The organism is Pseudomonas fluorescens, from assembly GCF_002022275.1.
GTDB lineage: Bacteria > Pseudomonadota > Gammaproteobacteria > Pseudomonadales > Pseudomonadaceae > Aquipseudomonas > Aquipseudomonas fluorescens_AJ.
The window spans coordinates 1-20,801 of sequence record NZ_MSDF01000043.1; the positions used below are offsets into that span (position 1 = coordinate 1).

General features: G+C 58.2%; 17 protein-coding genes. 3 read left to right on the plus strand and 14 right to left on the minus strand.

Annotated features, from left to right (window positions below; translation table 11 throughout):
* Nucleotides 1-55 precede the first annotated feature (55 nt).
* On the minus strand, nt 56-802 hold the full coding sequence (gene map / locus BFW87_RS23465; RefSeq protein WP_078742094.1) for a type I methionyl aminopeptidase: 747 nt from the start codon (nt 800-802) through the stop codon (nt 56-58).
* Nucleotides 802-1,002, minus strand: coding sequence for a ParD-like family protein (locus tag BFW87_RS23470; RefSeq protein ID WP_078742095.1), 201 nt, complete (start codon nt 1,000-1,002; stop codon nt 802-804). Before BFW87_RS23470 ends, map begins: the two co-directional genes overlap by 1 nt.
* A gap of 274 nt (nt 1,003-1,276) precedes the next feature.
* On the opposite strand from BFW87_RS23470, the gene ilvA reads away from it, so the two are divergent.
* Both ilvA and BFW87_RS23480 read left to right on the plus strand, forming a co-directional pair.
* Nucleotides 1,277-2,317 (plus strand): threonine ammonia-lyase, biosynthetic, encoded by a 1,041-nt coding sequence (gene ilvA, locus BFW87_RS23475; RefSeq protein ID WP_078742096.1) that lies wholly within the window; start codon nt 1,277-1,279, stop codon nt 2,315-2,317.
* A 226-nt stretch (nt 2,318-2,543) separates the two neighbouring features.
* On the plus strand, nt 2,544-2,813 hold the full coding sequence (locus BFW87_RS23480; protein WP_078742097.1) for a DUF1652 domain-containing protein: 270 nt from the start codon (nt 2,544-2,546) through the stop codon (nt 2,811-2,813).
* Nucleotides 2,814-2,896: 83 nt separating this feature from the next.
* Here BFW87_RS23480 and BFW87_RS23485 read toward each other — a convergent pair whose 3' ends face one another.
* The 12 genes from BFW87_RS23485 to BFW87_RS23540 form a co-directional block, all read right to left on the minus strand.
* Nucleotides 2,897-3,154, minus strand: a complete 258-nt coding sequence (locus BFW87_RS23485) for a DUF2790 domain-containing protein (protein WP_078742098.1) — start codon at nt 3,152-3,154, stop codon at nt 2,897-2,899.
* A gap of 169 nt (nt 3,155-3,323) precedes the next feature.
* A complete protein-coding gene (locus BFW87_RS23490; RefSeq protein WP_078742099.1) occupies nt 3,324-3,596 on the minus strand; it encodes a DUF2790 domain-containing protein in 273 nt (90 codons plus the stop codon).
* A 159-nt stretch (nt 3,597-3,755) separates the two neighbouring features.
* Complete coding sequence (locus tag BFW87_RS23495) at nt 3,756-4,694, minus strand: carbohydrate kinase family protein (protein ID WP_078742100.1); 939 nt, start codon at nt 4,692-4,694, stop codon at nt 3,756-3,758.
* A 12-nt stretch (nt 4,695-4,706) separates the two neighbouring features.
* A complete protein-coding gene (gene xylB / locus BFW87_RS23500) occupies nt 4,707-6,188 on the minus strand; it encodes a xylulokinase (RefSeq protein WP_078742101.1) in 1,482 nt (493 codons plus the stop codon).
* Between the two features lie 150 nt (nt 6,189-6,338).
* Nucleotides 6,339-7,820, minus strand: coding sequence for a mannitol dehydrogenase family protein (locus tag BFW87_RS23505; RefSeq protein WP_078742102.1), 1,482 nt, complete (start codon nt 7,818-7,820; stop codon nt 6,339-6,341).
* A 16-nt stretch (nt 7,821-7,836) separates the two neighbouring features.
* Nucleotides 7,837-8,940, minus strand: coding sequence for an ABC transporter ATP-binding protein (locus tag BFW87_RS23510; RefSeq protein ID WP_078742103.1), 1,104 nt, complete (start codon nt 8,938-8,940; stop codon nt 7,837-7,839).
* A gap of 32 nt (nt 8,941-8,972) precedes the next feature.
* Nucleotides 8,973-9,803 (minus strand): carbohydrate ABC transporter permease, encoded by an 831-nt coding sequence (locus tag BFW87_RS23515; RefSeq protein ID WP_078742104.1) that lies wholly within the window; start codon nt 9,801-9,803, stop codon nt 8,973-8,975.
* Between the two features lie 10 nt (nt 9,804-9,813).
* Nucleotides 9,814-10,704 carry a carbohydrate ABC transporter permease gene (locus BFW87_RS23520; protein WP_078742105.1) on the minus strand — a complete coding sequence of 297 codons (891 nt, stop codon included), beginning with the start codon at nt 10,702-10,704 and terminating at the stop codon, nt 9,814-9,816.
* Nucleotides 10,705-10,881: 177 nt separating this feature from the next.
* Nucleotides 10,882-12,204, minus strand: coding sequence for an ABC transporter substrate-binding protein (locus tag BFW87_RS23525; protein WP_078742106.1), 1,323 nt, complete (start codon nt 12,202-12,204; stop codon nt 10,882-10,884).
* 281 nt (nt 12,205-12,485) lie between these two features.
* Nucleotides 12,486-17,600: a hypothetical protein gene (locus BFW87_RS23530; RefSeq protein WP_078742107.1), complete on the minus strand. Its 5,115-nt coding sequence runs from the start codon at nt 17,598-17,600 to the stop codon at nt 12,486-12,488.
* Between the two features lie 165 nt (nt 17,601-17,765).
* Nucleotides 17,766-18,671 (minus strand): AraC family transcriptional regulator, encoded by a 906-nt coding sequence (locus BFW87_RS23535; protein WP_078742108.1) that lies wholly within the window; start codon nt 18,669-18,671, stop codon nt 17,766-17,768.
* A 72-nt stretch (nt 18,672-18,743) separates the two neighbouring features.
* Nucleotides 18,744-20,033, minus strand: coding sequence for a glycosyltransferase (locus BFW87_RS23540; protein WP_078742109.1), 1,290 nt, complete (start codon nt 20,031-20,033; stop codon nt 18,744-18,746).
* Nucleotides 20,034-20,190: 157 nt separating this feature from the next.
* Between BFW87_RS23540 and tpx the strand changes: the two genes are divergently transcribed.
* Nucleotides 20,191-20,691 carry a thiol peroxidase gene (gene tpx, locus BFW87_RS23545; protein ID WP_078742110.1) on the plus strand — a complete coding sequence of 167 codons (501 nt, stop codon included), beginning with the start codon at nt 20,191-20,193 and terminating at the stop codon, nt 20,689-20,691.
* Nucleotides 20,692-20,801: the final 110 nt, after the last annotated feature.

Sequence of the window (20,801 nt, forward strand, 5' to 3'; positions counted from 1 at the left end):
AGGGCGGAACCCATTTCAGCCATTACCCAAACAACGGATATGTACCCTGAAACCCCTACTGCAAAGTCAACACCTCAAACCCCTCAGCCGTCACCGCAACCGTATGCTCCCACTGCGCCGACAACCCATTATCCCTGGTCACCACCGTCCAGCCATCCTTCAAACTGCGCACCTTCGAGCTGCGCTGATTCAGCATCGGCTCAACGGTAAACACCATCCCCTCACGCAGCTCAAGACCCGTACCCGGTCGCCCGAAGTGCAAAATCTGCGGCTCTTCATGCATTTCCCGCCCAATACCGTGGCCACAATATTCACGCACCACGCTGTAGCCATTCGCCTGCGCGTAGCTCTGTATCGCATGCCCAATATCGCCCAAACGCGCACCGGGCTTGACCATGCGAATGCCGGCCCACATGGCCTCAAAGGTCTTTTCCACCAGGCGCTGAGCCTTGGGCGCCACGTCGCCGATCATGTACATCTTGCTGGAGTCGGCGATAAAACCGCCTTTCTCCAGGGTGATGTCGATGTTGATAATGTCGCCGTTCTTGAGGATGTCCTTGGCGCTGGGCATGCCGTGGCACACCACTTCGTTGATCGAGGTGTTGATGCAAAACGGGTAGTCGTACTGCCCGAGGCTCGCCGGGCGGGCGTTGAGGTCGTTGCGGATGAAGGCTTCGACGACGCTGTCCAGCTCCAGGGTGGAGCGGCCGGCGGCGACAAAGCTGTCGAGCATCGTAAACACCCGCGCCAGCAGGCGCCCGGACTCACGCATCACGGCCAGCTGTGCGGCAGTCTTGATCATCAGCCGCGCCCCCGGATCAGGTCGGGTTTGTCCAGCAACAGTTTGTTGATCAGGTCGTTGTAGGGCAGGTTGGGGTTCAGTTCCGCGAGCAGGCCGATCTTGATCCAGAACTCGGCCTGGGCGTTGATGGAGCGGTCCATGGCGGAGCTGGCCAATCGTAGCTGTTCGTGCAGTTGGTCGGTGATCTTGACGATGCCCATGAGGTTCACTGTGATAATTGAATATACGAAGCGTATACGTTTCGTATATTGAGCGTAAACCCCCGTCCGCTAAATGGCGGCTGGTCATTGACTTGCCGGGTGGCCGCCGGTTAATTTCGTTGCATGACATTTCTAGCCTTCCGCAGCCAGCAGAGCATGATTATTACCGCCATTCCTTATCTGGCGGGATAGCACACGGCTGCACCCAAACCCGCCCTTGAGGCGGGTTTTGTTTTTCCGTCTCCCGGGCCTTGGCAACTACCAGGAGACACCCATGAGCACCTGCCCCGTTCCACCCACCGCCGATTCGGGACTGCTTGAGCACTACGTGAAGAAGATTCTCGCCGCTCCGGTCTACGACCTGGCAGTGCGCACGCCCTTGCAACCCGCGCCCGCGCTGTCGGCAATGCTGGGTAACCAGGTGCTGCTCAAGCGTGAAGACCTGCAGCCGACCTTTTCTTTCAAAATTCGCGGTGCCTACAACAAGCTGGTGCAACTGACGGCTGAGCAAAAGGCCCGAGGCGTGGTGACGGCGTCGGCGGGCAATCATGCGCAAGGTGTTGCGCTGGCGGCACGAGAGTTGGGGATCAAGGCGCGGATCGTCATGCCATGCACCACGCCGCAATTGAAGGTACTGGGCGTGCGTTCCCGAGGCGCCGAGGCGGTTTTGCACGGTGAAAGCTTTCCGTTTGCGCTGGCCCATGCGCTGCAATTGGCCGAGACGTCGGGTTGCACCTTTGTCTCGCCTTTTGATGACCCCGATGTGATCGCGGGGCAAGGCACTGTCGCCATGGAAGTGTTGCGCCAGCAGCAGGGTCCGTTGCACGCCATCTTCGTGCCGGTGGGTGGGGGCGGTTTGATTGCGGGAATTGCCGCCTACGTCAAATACCTGCGCCCCGAGGTGCGCATCATTGGCGTTGAGCCTGAAGGTTCCAGCTGCCTGTTGGCCGCCTTGCGCGCCGGCGAGCGCGTGGTGCTGGCGAGTGTTGACGGCTTTGCCGACGGTACCGCCGTGGCGCAGATCGGTGCCTATGGATTCCAGATCTGCCGCGACTGGGTGGATGAAGTCATCACCGTCAGCAACGATGAACTGTGCAGCGCCATGAAGCTGATCTACGACGACACGCGCTCCATCACTGAGCCTTCCGGTGCGTTGGCGGTGGCAGGCATTCGCAAATATGTGTCGAGCCACGGAGTGAGTGGGCAAACCCTGGTGGCGATCAACTCCGGGGCGAATATCAATTTCGATAGTTTGCGACATGTTGCCGAACGGGTGGCTGCACAATGTGAGGACCAGGCCGAGGTCAAGGGTTAAACGATTAATCTCTACCGTTCGAAGAAGTTCTAATGACCAAATGTAAAAACGGTGGCGAGTTATATAACAAGTGTTGCCACTTATGAGGAATGGTTACAACGAGCACTGATTTTGCCGAGTAGGCTGGTGAATGAAAGCGTCTGCCAAGGTCGGCAAGACGTGGCAGGCGCGCGCCTGCCGGACACACAAAAATCTGTTGGCAGTCTCATAAAAGGAGAGGTTGACCATGCTTTCGGAATTAGAGCTTCGCAGCATTATTGAAGGAAGTTTCCTGCCCCAACGGTGCGAGTGCACCAAAGCCGAAGACGCTTCGCTGACGATCAAGGTCTATGACGACCGCGACCGTGATCGAGTGGATTTGGAAGTAAAAGGCATTAACGCCGACAAACTCGACAGCAGTCGAGCCATTTGCAACCTGATCACCGGGTTGCGCGAAGACCTCAAGCACAATCATGCGCCGGCTCTGCAAAGAGTGGGAGGGCGCGGCTATTATTAGGCCGATGCCTGAGGTTGAGTCACCGACGACCTGAGGGCCTGGATAAACGCCAGGCCCAGTACGGTTGCCGTTACCGCGCATTTTCAATTCTGAAACAAACAGGCTTCAGACATTTTGCGGTAGCTCACGTTTTTCACTTCGCCGGCTTTATCCACGAACTTAATCGATGCGTTGATAACCTCGCATTCATCGGTCCTGGGTTCGTGCATCGAAATGACTTTTTGGATATCCAGCGGCATGCCGTAGTGGTAGGGCACCGGCTTTGATTCGGCCTGTGCGATAGTTGATACGGCGGTCAGCGCCAAAGCGCTTCCAAGGAGGAACAAGGTGTGCGGTTGCATGATAATTCTCCTTCAGTGGTCGAGCTCATCAGGGCGATGAACCGGTGGCCGCACCTTCAGCCGATGGCTGTAGAGGTGCGGTGCAGACCACTGTTAACTCCAGACCTTAACCTTTGATTAAATTGGAGTTTTATGGAAAATTCCTACGCGTATTGGTATTTAATCTTACTCAGTTCTGAAAGTCGCAGGCCTCGGACATTTTCCGGTAACCCACATCTTCCACTTTGCCTGCCTTGTCCACGAACTTGATGTCCGCGTTGATAACCTTGCAGTCATTGGTTTGGGTTTCGTTCATGGCAATGACCTTGTCGATATTCAAGGGCATGCCGTACTGATAAGGCACCGGTTTGGTCGCCGCCGGTTGTGTGTCGTCGGCCTGGGCCATGCCGGATACCGCAGCCAGAGCCAGTGTGCCAGTGAACAGTAAAGTACGCAGTTTCATGAGGGTTCTCCGCAAGTCGTTCGCGGGCGTATCAACATGATGCGCCGGCGGCCGCACGGGCCCCCGGGGGCGGTGTGTGCGGTCACCTTCAGACTCGACGTGCGGGATTAACCGTCGATTAATGTTTGCCTAACTGACAAAACCTTCATGAACGCCTGTTCAGCCCAACTGCTCACGATACGGCAGGTCCGGCCCGGTCTTGCTGCAGGTCAGTGCCGCAGCACGAATGGCGAAGCCGAGCATGCCGTCGATGTGCTCGCGGGTCAGCTGTTGCAGGCCCGCCACCGAGTCCAAACCACGCTCGGTCAACCAGGCAATCAGCGCCGCCTGGAAGGTATCGCCCGCGCCGACCGTATCGGCCATCACCACCTTGACCGCAGGCGCAGACCACGTGCCGTGCTGGCGGCTGAATACGGTTGCGCCGTCGCCGCCACGGGTGAGGAACACCAACTGGCAACGGTGTTGCAGCCAGCCTTGCAGCACGCTTTGCGGTGACTGGTTGGGGTAGAGCAGGTGCAGGTCTTCGTCGCTGACTTTGATCAAATCGGCATGCTTGACCAATTCTGCGATGCGATCACGCCACAGCTGGATATCCGGCTGCGGGTTGAGGCGTACGTTGGGGTCAAGACTGATCAGGCGCTTGCCGCTTTCGCGCTTGACCAGGTTCAGCAACGTGTCGCCAATGGGTTGAACCACCAGTGAAAACGAGCCGATATGCAGGCCACGAATGTCATCGCCGAGGGCGGGCAAGTGCGAGAGTTCCAGCTGGCGGTCGGCGCAGCCTTCGCCACGGAAACTGTATTGCGGCGAGCCATTGGCGCCCACGGCAACCATCGCCAGAGTGGTCGGCGCGGCGAACTCCACGAGGAATTGCTCATTCACGCCTTCGTCCTTGAGCACCTGCAACAGGCGGCGCCCGAGGAAGTCGGTGGACACCCCGCCAAACAGCGCCGCCTCAATGCCCAAACGGCGCAACCCTACGGCCACGTTGAACGGCGAGCCGCCGGCAATCGCTTTGTAATTAACCTTTGAAGCCTGCCCGCTGGCATCTTCTTCGCTGAAAAAATCAAACAGTGCTTCGCCACACACCAGATACATAGTCATTCGCTCTTAAAGGGTTGCCACGAGTTGCTGATAGCGCTCGTAGGCGAGTTGATAGGCGCTCACATGGTCGGCCACCGGCAGGGTGCGGCTGGCCGGATCGACGCTGACGCATTTGTCGCACAGGCTGGCCAGGGATTCGCCGGACTGGCTCCACGCCGCCTGGATCGCCGCGCCCAGGGCAGCGGCTTCGCTTTGTTCGGTGCAGACCACTTCGGTGTTCATGATATCGGCGACCATCTGCCGCCACACCGGGCTTTTCGAGCCACCGCCGATCAGGCGGATACTGTGGCTTTGCAGGCCGGTCTGGCGCAGCAGGTCCAGGCCATAGCGCAAGCCGAACGTAGTGCCTTCGACCACCGCGCGGCACAGGTTGGCGCGGGTCAGGTTGGTCATGGTCAGGCCGTGCAGGCTACCGGTGGCGTGGGGCAGGGCGGGTACGCGTTCGCCGTTGAGGAACGGCAGCATGCTCACCCCGTCGGCGCCAATCGGGGCTTCGGCGACCAAGGCATTGAACGCTGCCAGGTCGAGGTCGAACAGCTCGCGAATCACCCCGGTGGCGTTGGTCAGGTTCATGGTGCAGATCAACGGCAACCAGCCGCCGCTGGAGGAGCAGAAGGTCGCGACTGACGTCTGCGGGCTCACATTCGGCTGGTCGGCAAAGGCGTAGACGGTGCCCGATGAACCCAGGCTCATGGTGATCACGCCGGGGGCGATATTGCCGGTGCCGATGGCGCCCATCATGTTGTCGCCGCCACCGCTGGACACCAGCGCATTCGGGTTGATACCCAAGCGCTCGGCAATCGCGGGAAGAATAGTGCCGACGTTGTGATCGGCTTCGACCAGTGCCGGCAGCGCCGCCTCGAGACGCCCGCTGGGGTCGATATGCGTGAGCAGTGCCACGTCCCATTCACGGGTGCGCACGTTGAAATAACCGGTGCCCGATGCATCGCCATATTCCGCCACGGCGCGACCGGTGAGCCAGTAATTCAGGTAGTCGTGGGGCAGCAGGATATGCGCGATGCGCGCAAAGATGTCCGGGTGCTGCTCGCGGGTCCAGAGCAGTTTAGACACTGTGTAGCCCGGCGCGATGGCCACGCCGAGGCGCTCAAGGGAACCGCTTTCACCGCCCAGGTGATGCAGCAGCCGGTCGTTTTCCGGCGCGGTTTCGGTGTCGCACCACAGTTTGGCCGGGCGCAGTACCTGGCCTTTGTCATCGAGCAAGACCAGGCCGTGTTGCTGGCCGGAAACGCCGATGCCGAGGATGTCCTGGCCGTCGACACCGGCCTGTTGCAGGGCACGGTGGGTGGCTTCGGTGAAGGCGTCCAGCCATTCCTGGGTGTGCTGCTCACGACGGCCATTGGCGCCGCTGATCAACGTGTGCGCCGCAGCGCCCAGGCCCAGCACCTTGCCGCTGGAAGCGTCGAGCACAATGGCTTTGGTGCCCTGGGTGCCGCAGTCGATGCCGAGAAACAGGTTTTGCTGGGTCATGGTGGGGTGCTCAGCAGTATTGTTTTTGTTGGAGTCATACGGTCAATGTGGGAAGGCTTGTGTGGGAGCTGGCTTGCCTGCGATAGCCTCACCGCGGTCTTGCTGACAGACCGAGGTGAGGCTATCGCAGGCAAGCCAGCTCCCACATTTTTAAGCCGGTTTCTTCAGGAGGTTTTGCAGGGTTTGGGTGACACCATTGTCACGCAAACTCACAAAACACCGCTCAAACGCTGCCACAAACTCAGGCGAATTGGGAATAGCCGTGCCAAAAATCTCTTCCACGCCCAACAGTCGCTTGCTGATCAGCGCATCATCACTCACCAGCCCCTGGCAGAACTCGGCGCGCGGATCCGGGATCTTGTAGCTCACCCCATTCTCGTCCACGCCCTTCAAATACAGCGCCCAAGCCGCCACGACCAACGCCGCACGCTCAGTCTCGCGCCCGTCGGCAATCAGGCGGTTGATGGTCGGCACGGTGAACTTGGGAAACTTCGACGAACCATCGGAGCACACCCGCTCCAACTGGTCGGCAATCGCCTGGTTGGAGAAACGGTCGACCAGCGTCTGCTTGTAGTCCGTCAGGTCGATGCCGGGTACCGGCGCCAGGTTCGGCGTGACGTCCAGGTCCATGTAGGCGCGCATGTAGGCCACAAACACCGGGTCGTTCATAGTGTCGTGAACAAACCGGTAGCCCTTGAGGAATCCAAGATAGGTGAGGGCCAGGTGGCTGCCGTTGAGCAGGCCGATCTTCATTTCTTCGTACGGCGTCACGTCGTCGGTGAACTGCACGCCGACATTTTCCCAGGCTGGGCGGCCGTTGACGAATTTGTCTTCCAGCACCCACTGCACAAAACGTTCGCACACCACCGGCCAGGCATCGTCTACGCCGTGTTCGTCGTGCAATTGCAGGCGGTGGGCGGTGCTGGTCATGGGCGTGATGCGGTCGACCATCGCGTTCGGGAAGCTCACGTTGGCGGCTATCCAGTCATGCAGCTCGGCATCTTGCAGCGCGGCAAACGCCAGTAACGCCTTGCGGGTCACGGCGCCGTTGTGCGGCAGGTTATCGCAGGACATCACGGTAAACGCTGGAGTGCCGGCGGCGCGGCGCTGGGTCAATGCGGCGCAGATGAAACCGAACACGGTTTTCGGGGCCTTCGGGTGCGCCAGGTCGTGCTGGATCTGCGGCAGGTGGGCCATGAACTCGCCGTTGCTGTCGTCGATGCAGTAGCCGCCTTCGGTGATGGTCAGCGACACGATGCGAATCTCTGGGCTGGCCAGCTTGTCGATCAGCGCCTGGGCGCTGTCTTCGGCCAGCAGCATGTCGCTGATCGAGCCGATTACCCGCACTTCGGTGTCGTCGGTATCGCCCAGTTCATACAGGGTGAACAGGTAGTCCTGGCCAGCCAGGTCGTCGTGAGCCTTACGGTCCTCGGCACGCAGGCCGACGCCGCAGATGCTCCAGTCCAGGCCCTCGCCGGTATTCATCAGCGCGTCGGTGTAATACGCCTGATGCGCGCGGTGGAAACCGCCGACGCCGATATGGGCGATGCCTTGCGTGGTGCTGGCAATTGCATAGGCCGGGATTTTCACTTCCGGCGCCAATTGAGTGAGGTTCTGTTTATTCAGTTTCATCACAAATCTCGCGAAATCAGGCGGCAGCGCGCAGTGGGCGGGCCACGGCCACGCCGTCGGTGTCGAACAGGTGGCAGTGCGCCGGGTCCAGGTGCAGTTGCAGCGTCTCGCCGTATTGGCTGGCCATGTCGCCACGAATCCGCAGGGTCAGCGGCTCGCCGCTGGCGGTAATGACGTGGCAGAAGGTGTCGCTGCCCAGGCGCTCGCCGACGTCGGCGGTGACGGTCAGGGTGGTTTGGCCGGGCGAGGCGATTTCCAGATGCTCCGGGCGAATGCCCAGGGTCACTTCGCTGCCCACCTTCAAGGTGGCGCTGCTCAGTGGCAACGCGAGGGTGGTGCCGGCGTCCAGTTGCACTTCACAGGCGTGGGACTCAAGGCGTGTGACCTTGCCCTTGAGGAAGCCCATTTTCGGCGTGCCGAGAAAGCCCGCCACAAACAGGTTAGCGGGCTGGTGGTACAGCTCCAGCGGCGAGCCGACTTGCTCAACGCGACCACTGTTCAGCACCACCACCTTGTCGGCCAGGGTCATGGCTTCAACCTGGTCGTGGGTCACGTAGATCATGGTCGCTTGCAGTTCTTTGTGCAGGCGCGACAGTTCCAGGCGCATCTGCACGCGCAGGGCTGCGTCGAGGTTGGACAGCGGTTCGTCGAACAGAAAGATCTTCGGGTTGCGCACAATTGCGCGGCCGATGGCCACACGTTGACGCTGGCCGCCCGACAGCTGCTTGGGTTTGCGCTCCAGCAACGGGCCGAGCTCCAGAATACGTGCCGCCTCGCTGACTTTGCTTTCCACCAGCTTCTTGTCGACGCCCGCCAGGTCCAGCGCAAACGACATGTTCTTGCGCACACTCATGTGCGGGTACAGCGCATAGGTCTGGAACACCATCGCCAGGTCACGCTTGGCCGGGGTCACTTCGGTGATGTCGCGCCCATCCAGCTCGATGGTGCCCTCGGTGACTTCTTCCAGGCCGGCAATCAGCCGTAGCAGGGTGGATTTACCGCAGCCCGACGGGCCGACGAACACCACGAATTCCTTGTCGTTCACCTCAAGGTCGATGCCCTTGATGATGGAGAAGCCTTCGAAGCCTTTTTGCAGATTCTTGATTTTCAGGTTGGCCATGATGAGCCCTCCGTATAGAAATGATGAGGCCGTTATTTCACGGCGCCGAAGGACAAACCGCGCACCAGCTGTTTCTGGCTGATCCAGCCGAAAATCAGGATCGGCGCGCAGGCCAGGGTCGAAACGGCAGACAATTTGGCCCAGAACAAGCCTTCAGGGCTGGAGTAAGAGGCGATCAACGCCGTCAGCGGCGCCGCATTGGAAGAGGTCAGGTTCAGCGACCAGAACGCCTCGTTCCAGCACAGGATCAGCGACAGCAATACCGTGGAGGCCAGGCCACCCTTGGCAATCGGCAGCAGCACTCGGACCATTTCCTGCCACAGCGTGGCGCCATCCAGGCGCGCGGCTTCGAGGATGTCCTTGGGAATGTCCTTGAAGTAGGTGTAAACCATCCACACCACGATCGGCAGGTTGATCAGGGTGTAGATGATGATCAGCGCAATGCGCGTGTCCAGCAGGCCCATGCTTTTCGCCAACAGATAGATCGGCATCAGCACGCCCACCGGCGGCAGCATCTTGGTCGACAGCATCCACAACAGCGTGCCCTTGGTGCGCTTGGTTTCGTAGAACGCCATGGAGTAAGCGGCAGGCACCGAGATCAGCAGGCACAGGGCGGTGGCGCTGAACGAAATCACCACCGAGTTCCAGGCGTAGGCGAAGTAGTTGCTGCGCTCGTTGATGTGCAGGTAGTTCTCCAGCGTCGGCGTGAAGATGAACTGCGGCGGCGTGGCGAACGCGTCGATTTCGGTCTTGAAGCTGGTCAGCACCATCCAGAAGATCGGGAAGAAAATCAGGATCGCGATGGCCCAGGCCAAAGTGCCGAGCAACAGGCTTTGCAGGCGGCGGGATTGTTGAAGCGTCATGGCGCGGCCCTCAAGGCTTGTCAGTCAGGTTTTTGCCGATCATCCGCACCAGGATGATCGCCGCGATATTGGCGATGACCACGGCAATCAAGCCGCCGGCCGAGGCCATGCCCACGTCGAACTGCACCAGCGCCTGGTTGTAGATCAGGTACGCAAGGTTGGTCGAGGCGTAGCCCGGGCCACCGTTGGTGGTGGTGAAAATTTCGGCGAACACCGAGAGCAAAAAGATGGTTTCGATCATCACCACCACGGCAATCGGCCGGGCCAGGTGGGGCAGGGTGAGGTGCCAGAAAATCGCGATGGCGCCGGCACCGTCCAGGCGCGCCGCTTCCTTTTGTTCCTGGTCGAGTGACTGCATGGCGGTCATCAGCAGCAGGATGGCGAACGGCAGCCATTGCCACGACACAATGATGATGATCGACAACAAGGGGTAATGCGCGAGCCAGTCCACCGGTTCTGCGCCGAACAGCTTCCAGACGGCAGCGAGTACGCCGGAGACCGGGTGAAAAATCAGGTTCTTCCAGATCAGCGCACCGACGGTGGGCATGATGAAGAACGGCGAAATCAGCAACACCCGTACGATGCCGCGGCCGAAAAACTCACTGGCCTCCAGCAAAGCACTGATCAACACGCCGAACACCACGCTGATCAGCAGCACGCTGCCGACCAGCAGCAAGGTGTTGGTGGCGCCGGGCAGGAAGCCCGAGTCGGTGATGAAGTAGGTGAAGTTCTCCAGCCCCACGAATTGGTTTTCGCCGGGGTAGAGCAGGTTGTAGCGGATCAGGGAGAAGTACAGGGTCATGCCCAGCGGCACGATCATCCACAGCAGCAGCAGGGCTACCGAGGGGCTGACGAGGAACCAGCCGGGGTTGGCCAGGCGGTTTTTGGCGGGTGTATTCATGGTGATCAAAGCCAGTCGATTACATGCAGAACCAAAGTCGGAGCGCGATCAAATGTGGGAGCTGGCTTGCCTGCGATGGCATCACCTCGGTGTAACTGACAGACCGAGTTGTCTGCATCGCAGGCAAGCCAGCTCCCACAAAAGCCCTGCTCCCACATTTACGGGGGAGTACCGGCTTTACTTGGGATAGCCGGCCCGCTTCATTTCACGCTCGGTGGTGGTCTGCGCGGCGGTCAAGGCTTGATCCACCGTCTGCTGACCGGTCAGCGCGCCCGAGAAGAACTTGCCGACCTGGGTACCAATCGCCTGGAATTCAGGAATGGTCACCAACTGGATACCGATGTACGGCACCGGCTTGAGCGTCGGTTTGGTCGGGTCGGCGACTTTCAGCGATTCCAGGGTCACCTTGGCGAACGGCGCGGCTTTCATGTATTCGTCGCTGTAGGTCGATTTGCGCGTGCCTGGCGGTACGTTGGCGATGCCATCGGTCTTGGCCACAAGCTGGCTGTATTCCTTGGAAGTCGCCCAGCTGGCGAATACCTTGGCGGCGTCCTTGGCTTTGGAACTGGTCGGAATCGCCAGGCTCCAGGAGTACAGCCACGACGTGCCTTTGTCGGTTTTTTCGTGTGGGGCGAAGGTAAAGCCGACGTGGTCGGAGACCTTGCTTTGGGTTTTATCGGTCACGAACGAGCCGGCCACGCTGGCATCGACCCAGATCGCGCACTTGCCGCTGTTGAACAGCGCCAGGTTTTCGTTGAAACCGTTACTCGAAGCACCCGGCGGGCCGGACTTCTTCATGTTGTCGACGTAGAAGTTCAGCGCGTCCTTCCATTCGGGGCCGTTGAATTCCGGTTGCCACTTCTCATCGAACCAGCGCGCACCGTAGCCATTCGCCAGGGTGGTGATCAGCGCCATGTTCTCACCCCAACCGGCTTTGCCACGCAGGCACAGGCCGTATTGCTCTTTGGTCTTGTCGGTGAGCTTTGCGGCGTATTCGCCGATTTGGGTCCAGGTCGGGTGCTCAGGCATGGTCAGCCCGGCGTCCTTGAACAGGTCGGTGCGGTAATAGGTGATCGAGCTTTCGGCGTAGAACGGCAGGGCGTAGAGCGAGCCTTTGACGGACAAACCGTCACGCACCGATGGGAAAACGTCGTCGAGGTCGTAGGACGCCGGCAGGTCCTTCATCGGCTCCAGCCAGCCTTTGGCCCCCCACAGTGCAGCTTCGTACATGCCGATGGTCAACACGTCGAACTGTCCGCCTTGCGTGGCGATGTCGGTGGTCAGGCGCTGGCGCAGCACGTTTTCTTCGAGCACCACCCAGTTCAGCTTGATCTCCGGATGCTCGGTCTCGAAGGTTTTCGAGAGTTTTTGCATGCGGATCATGTCGCTGTTGTTGACGGTGGCAATGGTCAGGGTCTGCGCGCCAAAGCTGACGGCGCTGAGGGTCATGCAGGTCATCATGCAGGTAGAGGCAAGCAGAGCTTTTGCTGTGAACTTCATCGCGCACTCCAATTCCGCGCCCAGGGGGCTACAGAAGGACAGTTATTGTTGTTGTGTCTTCCCACAGGGAGTCAGGAAGAGTGTGCGGTTGATTACAGCCTTGAAATGGCGATGTGACAAATCCTTGGGCGCACTTGGACTGATACTTTTTTGCACTCGTCTGGCAAATGGTCGAAACAGTCAGGCCATGGGATGGTCGGTCGTTCTTACAGTCACAATGCTGCAATGTGAGGCTGCCACATCCGGGTAACCTCACTTGCAGGTTCCGCTAGCCGTCGGATTCACTTTATCTTGGGTGGCCCAAAATGCACCGGCGCATACTCCACAGGCATCGTCATATAAACCGGTTGTCTTGTTGTGCCTATATTGACTTCAATGATCGTTCCAACATCTTTTCTGATTTCCAAAACATCGAGTTTGTTTTTGACGATTTTATTAAGCTGAATTTCTGCCCATTCCTCGACATCAGCTTGAGAGAATTTCGGGAATTTTCTTCCGGTTTCCCGCAGTAGCCGTTGGTATTCCATACTCAATTCTGTTCCTGCAAGCCAATCCGTGGTGATCGTGCTCTCAAAGCCTTTCACCGGAACACCGGTAATCTTGTGTAATTGGGCAGAAAACGAGGCCTCTCCTCCACTCGCGGAATAGCAAGTCAAGGTCCGAGCGTTCGGGTAATCACGAATATTAACCCCCCTGGCGAGGAGTTTTTGATCAACCTCAGCTGCAGAGTATAAAGCGCCGTTGTCCCCGACTATCTTTATCGCATCCCCAAGCTTCTCGGGCTGCGGGCCATGCCCCATGATATTAAGCCGAGGCTTGCCATCATAGGTGTCCACAAATGTCTGAATCTCTCCATCCAGGGCTTTGACGTTTTCCAGGGGGCCGCCCAATCGTATATGACCGATCCGTTCGCGACCTTCGGCGATGACCCCTTCCAATGCAGGCCCTTCTGCTTCCATTTTCAAGGCATTGTAGGAGTAGCGCTGACCATTCTCGAGTATCGTGCTGGCCTTAATGCGCTCTCCGGTGTCTGCGCGCAGCACCTTGCGATCCGCAATGACAGCATCCTGGATACCGTTTTCGGTGGCCCGTTGCACCAACGGGCTGGACTGCAGCCGACTGACACCCTTGATCGCTTCCGAGGTGGCGGCGGTGCTCATATCGATGAGCGCAACGTCTTCGGCCCCTTTAACCCCAAACTTCTCGATAAACCCTGCTGCCACCTTGGCGGCCCCCCAAGACGCCGCAGTTTTTGCCAGCCCCCACAACTTGCCAGCGCCCTCTGTGCCAACAATGATCGCGGCATCGATAGCAAGGTCAAGGAACGCCTTGGAGTATTGGCCGTAATAGAGGTCTTCCAGGCTGCTGGCGCCCGGCAAGCTGTGCCAAAGGGCCCTGAAGATGTCACGGGGTTCTGTCGCGCTTTCAAGTGTGTTGCTGTACCAATTACGATGAAGGTTAACAAACTCGCCTTTATTCAAGTAGGTCGAGTCAATCATGACATTGGCAAGTTTTGAGACTCTGCCAACCACGTAGTTGGGGGAGAAAGGGTCATTTTCTTTATGGGCTGGTAAGGAAACTTCCAGTGGCCAGGGTTCATTATTGTCATCCAGGAGATGTTGATCGGTACTGCGCAGTATGACCTCTGATTTAACCGCCGATTTGGGCTCTGTGCCGTTTTTGAACGCCTCGGCGTCAATTTCCAGGCTGACTTTCTGACCCAGTGGTGTTTTAGGATCAATGTCGGGAACTCTTACAATTTGGCCCCACGTCGGATACACCGCAAAATCTCTTCTGATCCCGTTGTAGATCGACGTGATCACCATACCGCTACCGGCGCCTTCAACGTTCAAAAACTCTACGTCGCCGTAGAGCAGGCTTTTGTATTCCTCAAGCGGTAGCTTTTTGAGCATGTTCTCGAACAACGTTGCGGTATGGCGCCTGCGAAGATTGAAATCTGTCTTTATGGCCTTATCGAATTCATCGTTGATAACCGGGAAGCCAGGCTCTTTGGATTTTTCGCGAATGCTGTCGAAATCCACATGATTGCCTTCCTGCATCCAGCTTTCGTCCAGCCTGCCAGCTTCATAGATTTCTACGAGGCTATAGTGGCCACCGCTGATGACACCGGCGAATTCGTTTTCCACCATAAATCGGTTTTCATAATCAATACCGGTGCCGAACTTTTCCCTTAGCACTTCAAGCGCCATGTCCCGTCTATTGGGCGGGTTGTTCGTACTCAGCCAGCGGACCGCTTCAGCCGTTCGGTTGGCCTGTGCCTTAAGTTTTTGCTGGCTATCTTTCAACTGGTCCAGGGTGTAGTTGTTCTTATCGACCTTGTCGTTGAGGGCTGCCCAATCCAGTAAGGGGTTCATCTGCGCGTAGCTCTTTATCTGCGCTTCCAGTGCTGAAATAGGCTGGATATTGTAATGACTCATGACCTGCTCATAGGTCATGTTTGCGGTGGCGCCAGGGGCCGTCCATTCGATCTGGTTAACCGCCGCCGTAAAATTGAACCACTCGAGAGAGCCAGCGGTGACTTTTTTCGGTACGTCCTTGACCAGTAATTGCGGCGCCGCCCCTGATAACAGCAAGTGCAAAACGACAGGTGCAAGGTCGGAAGGTATGTTTTTGTTGGCGGTCAGGTATTGGTTAAAGCGGTCACGCATAAACAGAGTGCTGCGACCGACGTTATCAGGGCCCGTTAAATCAGCACCGGCGACGGTCTTGTATTGAGTGCCGGCCGTTGGATCAAGCTCCAGCACCAAGGCGGTCAATAGCCATTGCTTCAAGCTGGTTGGGGTTGCAGCTCCCTTCATCTGCGTTTGCAGGAAATCGGCGAGCTCAAGCGCGTCGTCGCTGCTGAGCAACTGCTCCAGGGCTTGTTGAGGGTTGGCGTCCAGGTTGGAAGTCTTGCTGCTGAGGTAGTTGAGGAGGGTCTCATCGGGGCCGATCTTGTTTTTTACCTCTTTGACCAGTGCGTCGCGTTGCGTGTTACTCAACGGCAGTTGGGTTGACAGGAACCCCCAGCGATTGCCCAAGGGAGGAGCAGTCGGAACCTGTGTCTGCAAGGCAGCGAGCAAATTGTCACTGTCTGCCTTTGACTGTATTGGGTACCAGCCGTTGTTCGCGATGAATGCTGCAACCGTCGTCACACTTTTAGGTGAGTGGGAGGAGTTCGGGTCGACAACAAAGCGCTTGAGGCCAGTGTCAGGGCTCCAGTTTTTAAGTTCATGGATCAGTGCATAACGGTCGTTGCTATCACCCAGTGCAGTTTTCTGCCGGTTTACCCAGGCCACTATTTCTTGCGGGTTATCGGGCGGGGCGGGGAACTGTTGGGTGCGGCCGATCAATGCAGTCTGTTGATCGAACGCCGCGCTGTTGGGGGCATCATTGAGGTTATAAAAATTAGCCACCCACTGGTACGGCACGTCATGGGTATCGGCGTGAGACAGTGAGATCGATTGGCCGGGCTTTGCAAATGCCTGCGCGGCGTTCAACACAGGTGCGAGTACGTCAAAATGCTTGGGGTACTTTTGCGCAAAGTCAGTGGCGGTGAAACGCTGGTCAGCGCCCTTGACCCTGGCGATCAGTGCTTTGTCCGTAGGGTCATAGCGCAAGGAGGTCAGTTCAACATTCTGTTCGCGTGCCCACTCGTTGAAACCACGACTCTTGAGGGCTGTGTTGAGGTAGGTGTGCCATTGCCCGAGCAGGCTGTTGTCCGGTATCGGTTGGATGATTTGCGACGCGATCCGGGCCGGGTTGGTTTTCAGCTCGAGCATTGCACGGTGCACGGTGGCTGCCAGCTCACGTTCGGCGCTTGCCAAAAGGTCTTCGGTGCTATCGTCACTTGCCGCCTGTGCAGGGAGGTGGGCTTTGACGGTGGCAGCCAGGGCTTCAAGTGGCGAGGAAGACAGCGGCGTGTTGACCCATTGCTGCGTTACGGTTTGTTGACGCTGGCGTACCGCGATGGAGTCGGGATCGTTGGGCGCCGCACCGATCAACGCTTTGAAACCGTTATTTTGGTTCATCTCATCGATACGGCCCAGCGTGGACGCGAGCTGGCGCTGCTGCCAGTCGGCTTGTTGAGTGTTCTGCTCCTGGTGAGGCGGCGGTTCATTGTAAAAAGCCATGACTTCATACAGGGCGGCGGACTTGCCGGGGTAAGTTACATCCTCCTCAGAACCGGCCGCCATCTGTTGCACCGCCTCTTTTATTTCGGTCCAGACATCGTTCCAACCCGACACATCGTTCAAGTTGAACGTGGTGTTGACGCCTTTCACGGTGGCCGTCAACTCACCGCTGACGGGGTTGATGCGCATGCTGGTGGGATCGATTTCGTTTTCTTTGGCAAAGGTGGTAAATGCGCTGTCGGTCAGCGCTTTCAGCAGGTTTTCACGCACCAGATTGAAAGTTGAATACTGGGGAATGTCCTGCAGCGTGACGGATGTTTCGTATTCACTGGTTTCTGGCAGCAGCTTCATCATTCCACGGCTGACCAACTGTGCCAGCTCCTGATCCGCTCGCTGAACCCTTTGTTGCGCCGTCGAAGGAGCAAACCTTTCAAGGATAGTGGTTAGCGCGGGTGGCGATGAATCCACAATCCGTTGGCGGGCCTCGATTTGTTTTTGCTTGATGGGTGCGTCGAGTGGGTCTGAGCCGCTGAGCGCCTTGAAACTGCCGTCGCGCAACAGTTGCCCAGCGGTTTCGAGCCTGCCTTTGGCATCGAGTCCGGTGAGTGAAAAACCGTAGAATTCGGCGATGTTATAAGCCGATGCGTGATTGCGACCATAGAACGAAACCGCGGGATAACCCTGACCCATCACTTTTTTGGAAGCGGCTAAAACGGCAGATGAGACGGCTGACCATTCTGGATTTTTGTGCGAGAAAAAATGGGTTAAGCCCCCCTCTGTACCGATCTCCGTCAGGTCGCCGTTTGGCTCTATGACCAGCCGTGAAATATCAATCAACTTGGCTTCGCAAAACGACTTGAAAGGCTCCGATTCCAGCGCGTCTGCAAGCGCTGACCACGCCTGGCCAAAGGTTGAGCTCGGCGGTACGGTGAGCGTGTACGCATCGTCAATTGAGCCGCGGATTTCGGCAGGGCGTTCGCGGCGGACCAGCGCATTACCAAGATTTACCGCGAGCTGCCCATCCTCTTTCTCAACCAGGGTCTCGGCGAACTGGCGCACGGACACCGTGAAAGGGTCAGGTTTGATGGCAGAATTCTGCAAGTCTCGACGTAAGCGCGACAAGGCTGGACTGAACTTGGGAGCGCTGGGCGGCTGGATCTCGGCTGTTTCCTGAATCGGCCGTGCGAGGGTGTTTTGCGGCCTGATTTCGCTCAGCGGTTGACGTGAGGCGGTGTTAAGGGAAAACGGCGAGATACTGATCATGGGCACCCTTGTTAAGTGTTTGTCAGAAAAGCACCACCGTTTGAATGACGTTGCGGTGATGCTTACGCTGAGTAACAGGGGGGTGAATAAGGTTCCTGTGACGATGGTTGAAGTACTGCAGATTTAACGGTCGTTTGGTTCGAAGTGTTTCGCGGGTGCCAGCGGTCAAGCCAGGTTCTGCTCGGTCAGCCGCTGCACTGCCAGGCGTCGGTAGTGGGACGGGGTCATGCCTTTCAGTTGCTGGAAACGCCGGTTGAAGTTGGAGATGTTGTTGAAGCCTGACTCGAAGCAGACATCGGTCACGGCTTTATCCCCATCAGCCAGCAACTCGCAGGACTTGCTGATACGTAGCCGATTGACGAACTCGATAAAGGTGCGCCCGGTGGCCTGTTTGAATACCCGCGAAAAATACGTCGGCTTCATCCCCAAATACTCCGCCACTTCCTCCAGCGACAATTCCCGCGCGTAATGCGCAAAGATGTAATCCACCGCGCGGTTGGTCCGATCAATGCTGTGTTCATCCGCCAATTGCGGTGTGGTCACGCCGGACAGCAGTTGGTAATCCTCACACGCGCTCAGCACTTCCAGCAGGATAAAGAAATGCCCCAGCCGCGCCATGCCCTGGGCGTCCTCGATGCGTTGCATCAAGGTCATGGCCTGGGCAATGGTTTTTTTGCAGCGAAATTCGATGCCGTATTGCGCCCGCTCCAACAAGGGCGTCAGCGTCTTGAGCTCGGCGAAGATCTGACCGCCACTCTCGAACAACTCATCGGTGAAGTTCACCAGCATGTCGCGCTTGGGCACCACCTCGTCTTCCTCCACCTGACTGATCCAGTTGTGGGGCAGGTTGGGACCGGTGAGAAACAGGCTTTCCGGGTAGAAGTTACCGATGTAGTCGCCAATAAATACCTTGCCGGAGCTGGCGACGATCAGGTGCAGCTCGTATTCCTTGTGGAAGTGCCAGCGCACCAGAGGGCAGGGGAAGCCGTGCTGACGATAAATGATGGACAGACCGTTGTGGTCGTCCATCAGCTCGTAAGAAGGGTCGGTGATGCGCGTTGCTCGGGTCATGCTGCCGTCGCTTTATTGTGGTCGCTGCACGGGATAATGCCCCCTTGCGCGCGACCTCGCCAGCGGCGATGTTTAAACCACGCGGTTTTTTGCCTCGATCCACTGCGACATGTACTGCGTACTTTTATGCGCATGGTGGCGCAACATGCCGCCGGTGAAGTTGCGGCGGCGATGGGCGTCCAGGTCGCTGCGGCAGTGCTCGAGGCAGGCCACCAGCGCCGGGCCATGAAGGGTTTGGTCGTAGCGGCGAGCGAGTAACTGACGGCCATCTTCCTGGGCCTGGGTCCAGCGCTCGCGGTCCTGATACAGGGCTACGGCAGCGGCAGCCAGGGCCGGGGCGCTGTGTTCGATCACGCCGGGCCATGGCTGCTCGTCGCCCATGGCTTCGGCGCCAATCGGTGTGGTGATGTTCGGCGTACCACACAGCATCGCATCCGCCAGTTTGCCTTTGATACCCGCGCCGAAACGCAAGGGCGCCAGGCAGATGCGCGCTGCCGTCATAACTTGCAGGGCGTCCTCGGCCCAGTTCATCACATGAAAGCCCTGGGCCGGGTTGTGCAACGCGGTGGCCTTGGGGGGAGTGTAAGAACCATAGATATGCAGCTGCGCCCCCGGCAATTGCTGGCGAATCAACGGCCAGACGCTGTTTTTCATCCAGAGCACCGCATCCCAGTTGGGCGCGTGGCGGAAATTGCCGATGCTGAGAAAATGCGCGCGGTCTTCAAACGGTACAAACGGCTCGGTCGGCGGCTCCAGCATCAACGGGCACCAGTGGAGCAGGGCGGCAGGCACCTTGAAGTGGTCGGTAAGCAAGCGGACCTCCACGTCGGAGATCATCAGGCTGATGTCACAGCGGTAAATCGCCGCAATCTCGCGCTTGGCCAGGTCGGTGTCGGCCATCAGCAGGAATTCTTTTTCCAGGTCCTGGGTAAACAGCGCGGTGAAGTCATCACTGTCGGGATGCGCCTTGAGGTGGTCCTTGAGGCACTGGTGGCGGGCGTCGCGCAGGCTTTGCAGGTCGGAGGTTTCCAGCACGCGCAGGGCATCGGGGCAGCATTTTTCCACGCGCCAGCCGAATTGCTCTTCCATCATGAAACGGTCGAACAGCACGATATCCGGGGCCAGCTCGCGGATAAAATCGTCGAAACTGCTGTTATTGAGTTCGATTGCGCACTCGGCAATGCCCAGCGCCGCCAAGTCCGCCTTGTGTTCACCGACGGTTGCGGGGCTGCTGAAGGTGATGGCCCAGCCCTGGTCCAGGAAACTCTGCAGGATTTGCATCATGTGCCCGCCGGCCGCCGAGGAGCGGGGTTCAGGCCAGACGTAACCAATGACCAGGACTTGGGTGGCGGGCTGATTCATCTAAAGCAGATCCTTGAAGGGCGGGCGCAAAGCGCGCAATTAAACCACACCTGTGCGGCATGACAATTTGTGTGCGGTGGTAGGTAGTCACTGCGCTTTGTGGTTAACTTCTGCCTCTCGAATTCGTTTCAATAAACCCAGCATAAGGATTCTGTTCATGGCTCAAGTTACCCACCGTGGCAACCCAATCAAGGTTGAAGGCGAGCTGCCGCAAACCGGTACCCAGGCTCCAGACTTCATCTTGACCGCCGGCGATCTGTCGGACGCAACCCTGGCCACTTTCGCCGGCAAGCGCAAAGTGCTGAACATCTTCCCAAGCGTTGACACCCCGACCTGCGCCACGTCGGTGCGCAAGTTCAACGCCCAGGCCAACGACCTGAGCAACGCCGTTGTGCTGTGCATCTCCAGCGACCTGCCGTTTGCTCAAGCACGCTTCTGCGGCACCGAAGGCCTGGAAAACGTGAAAAACCTGTCGGATTTCCGCGATCCGGGTTTCGCTGTTGATTACGGTGTTTCGATTGCCGAAGGCGCGCTGCGCGGCCTGACCGCTCGTGCCGTGGTGGTTCTGGATGAGAACAACAACGTGCTGCACAGCGAGCTAGTTGCTGAAATCGGCCAAGAGCCGAACTACGAAGCAGCCCTGGCTGTTTTGAAGTAACTGTTTCAGCGCATTACTGTCGTTTGGCAGTAACACGCTTGATGCATGATTGCGGCCTGGCCTAGTCCAGGCCGTTTTTATTTAGGGCTCAAACGCTTAGCGAAATAGCG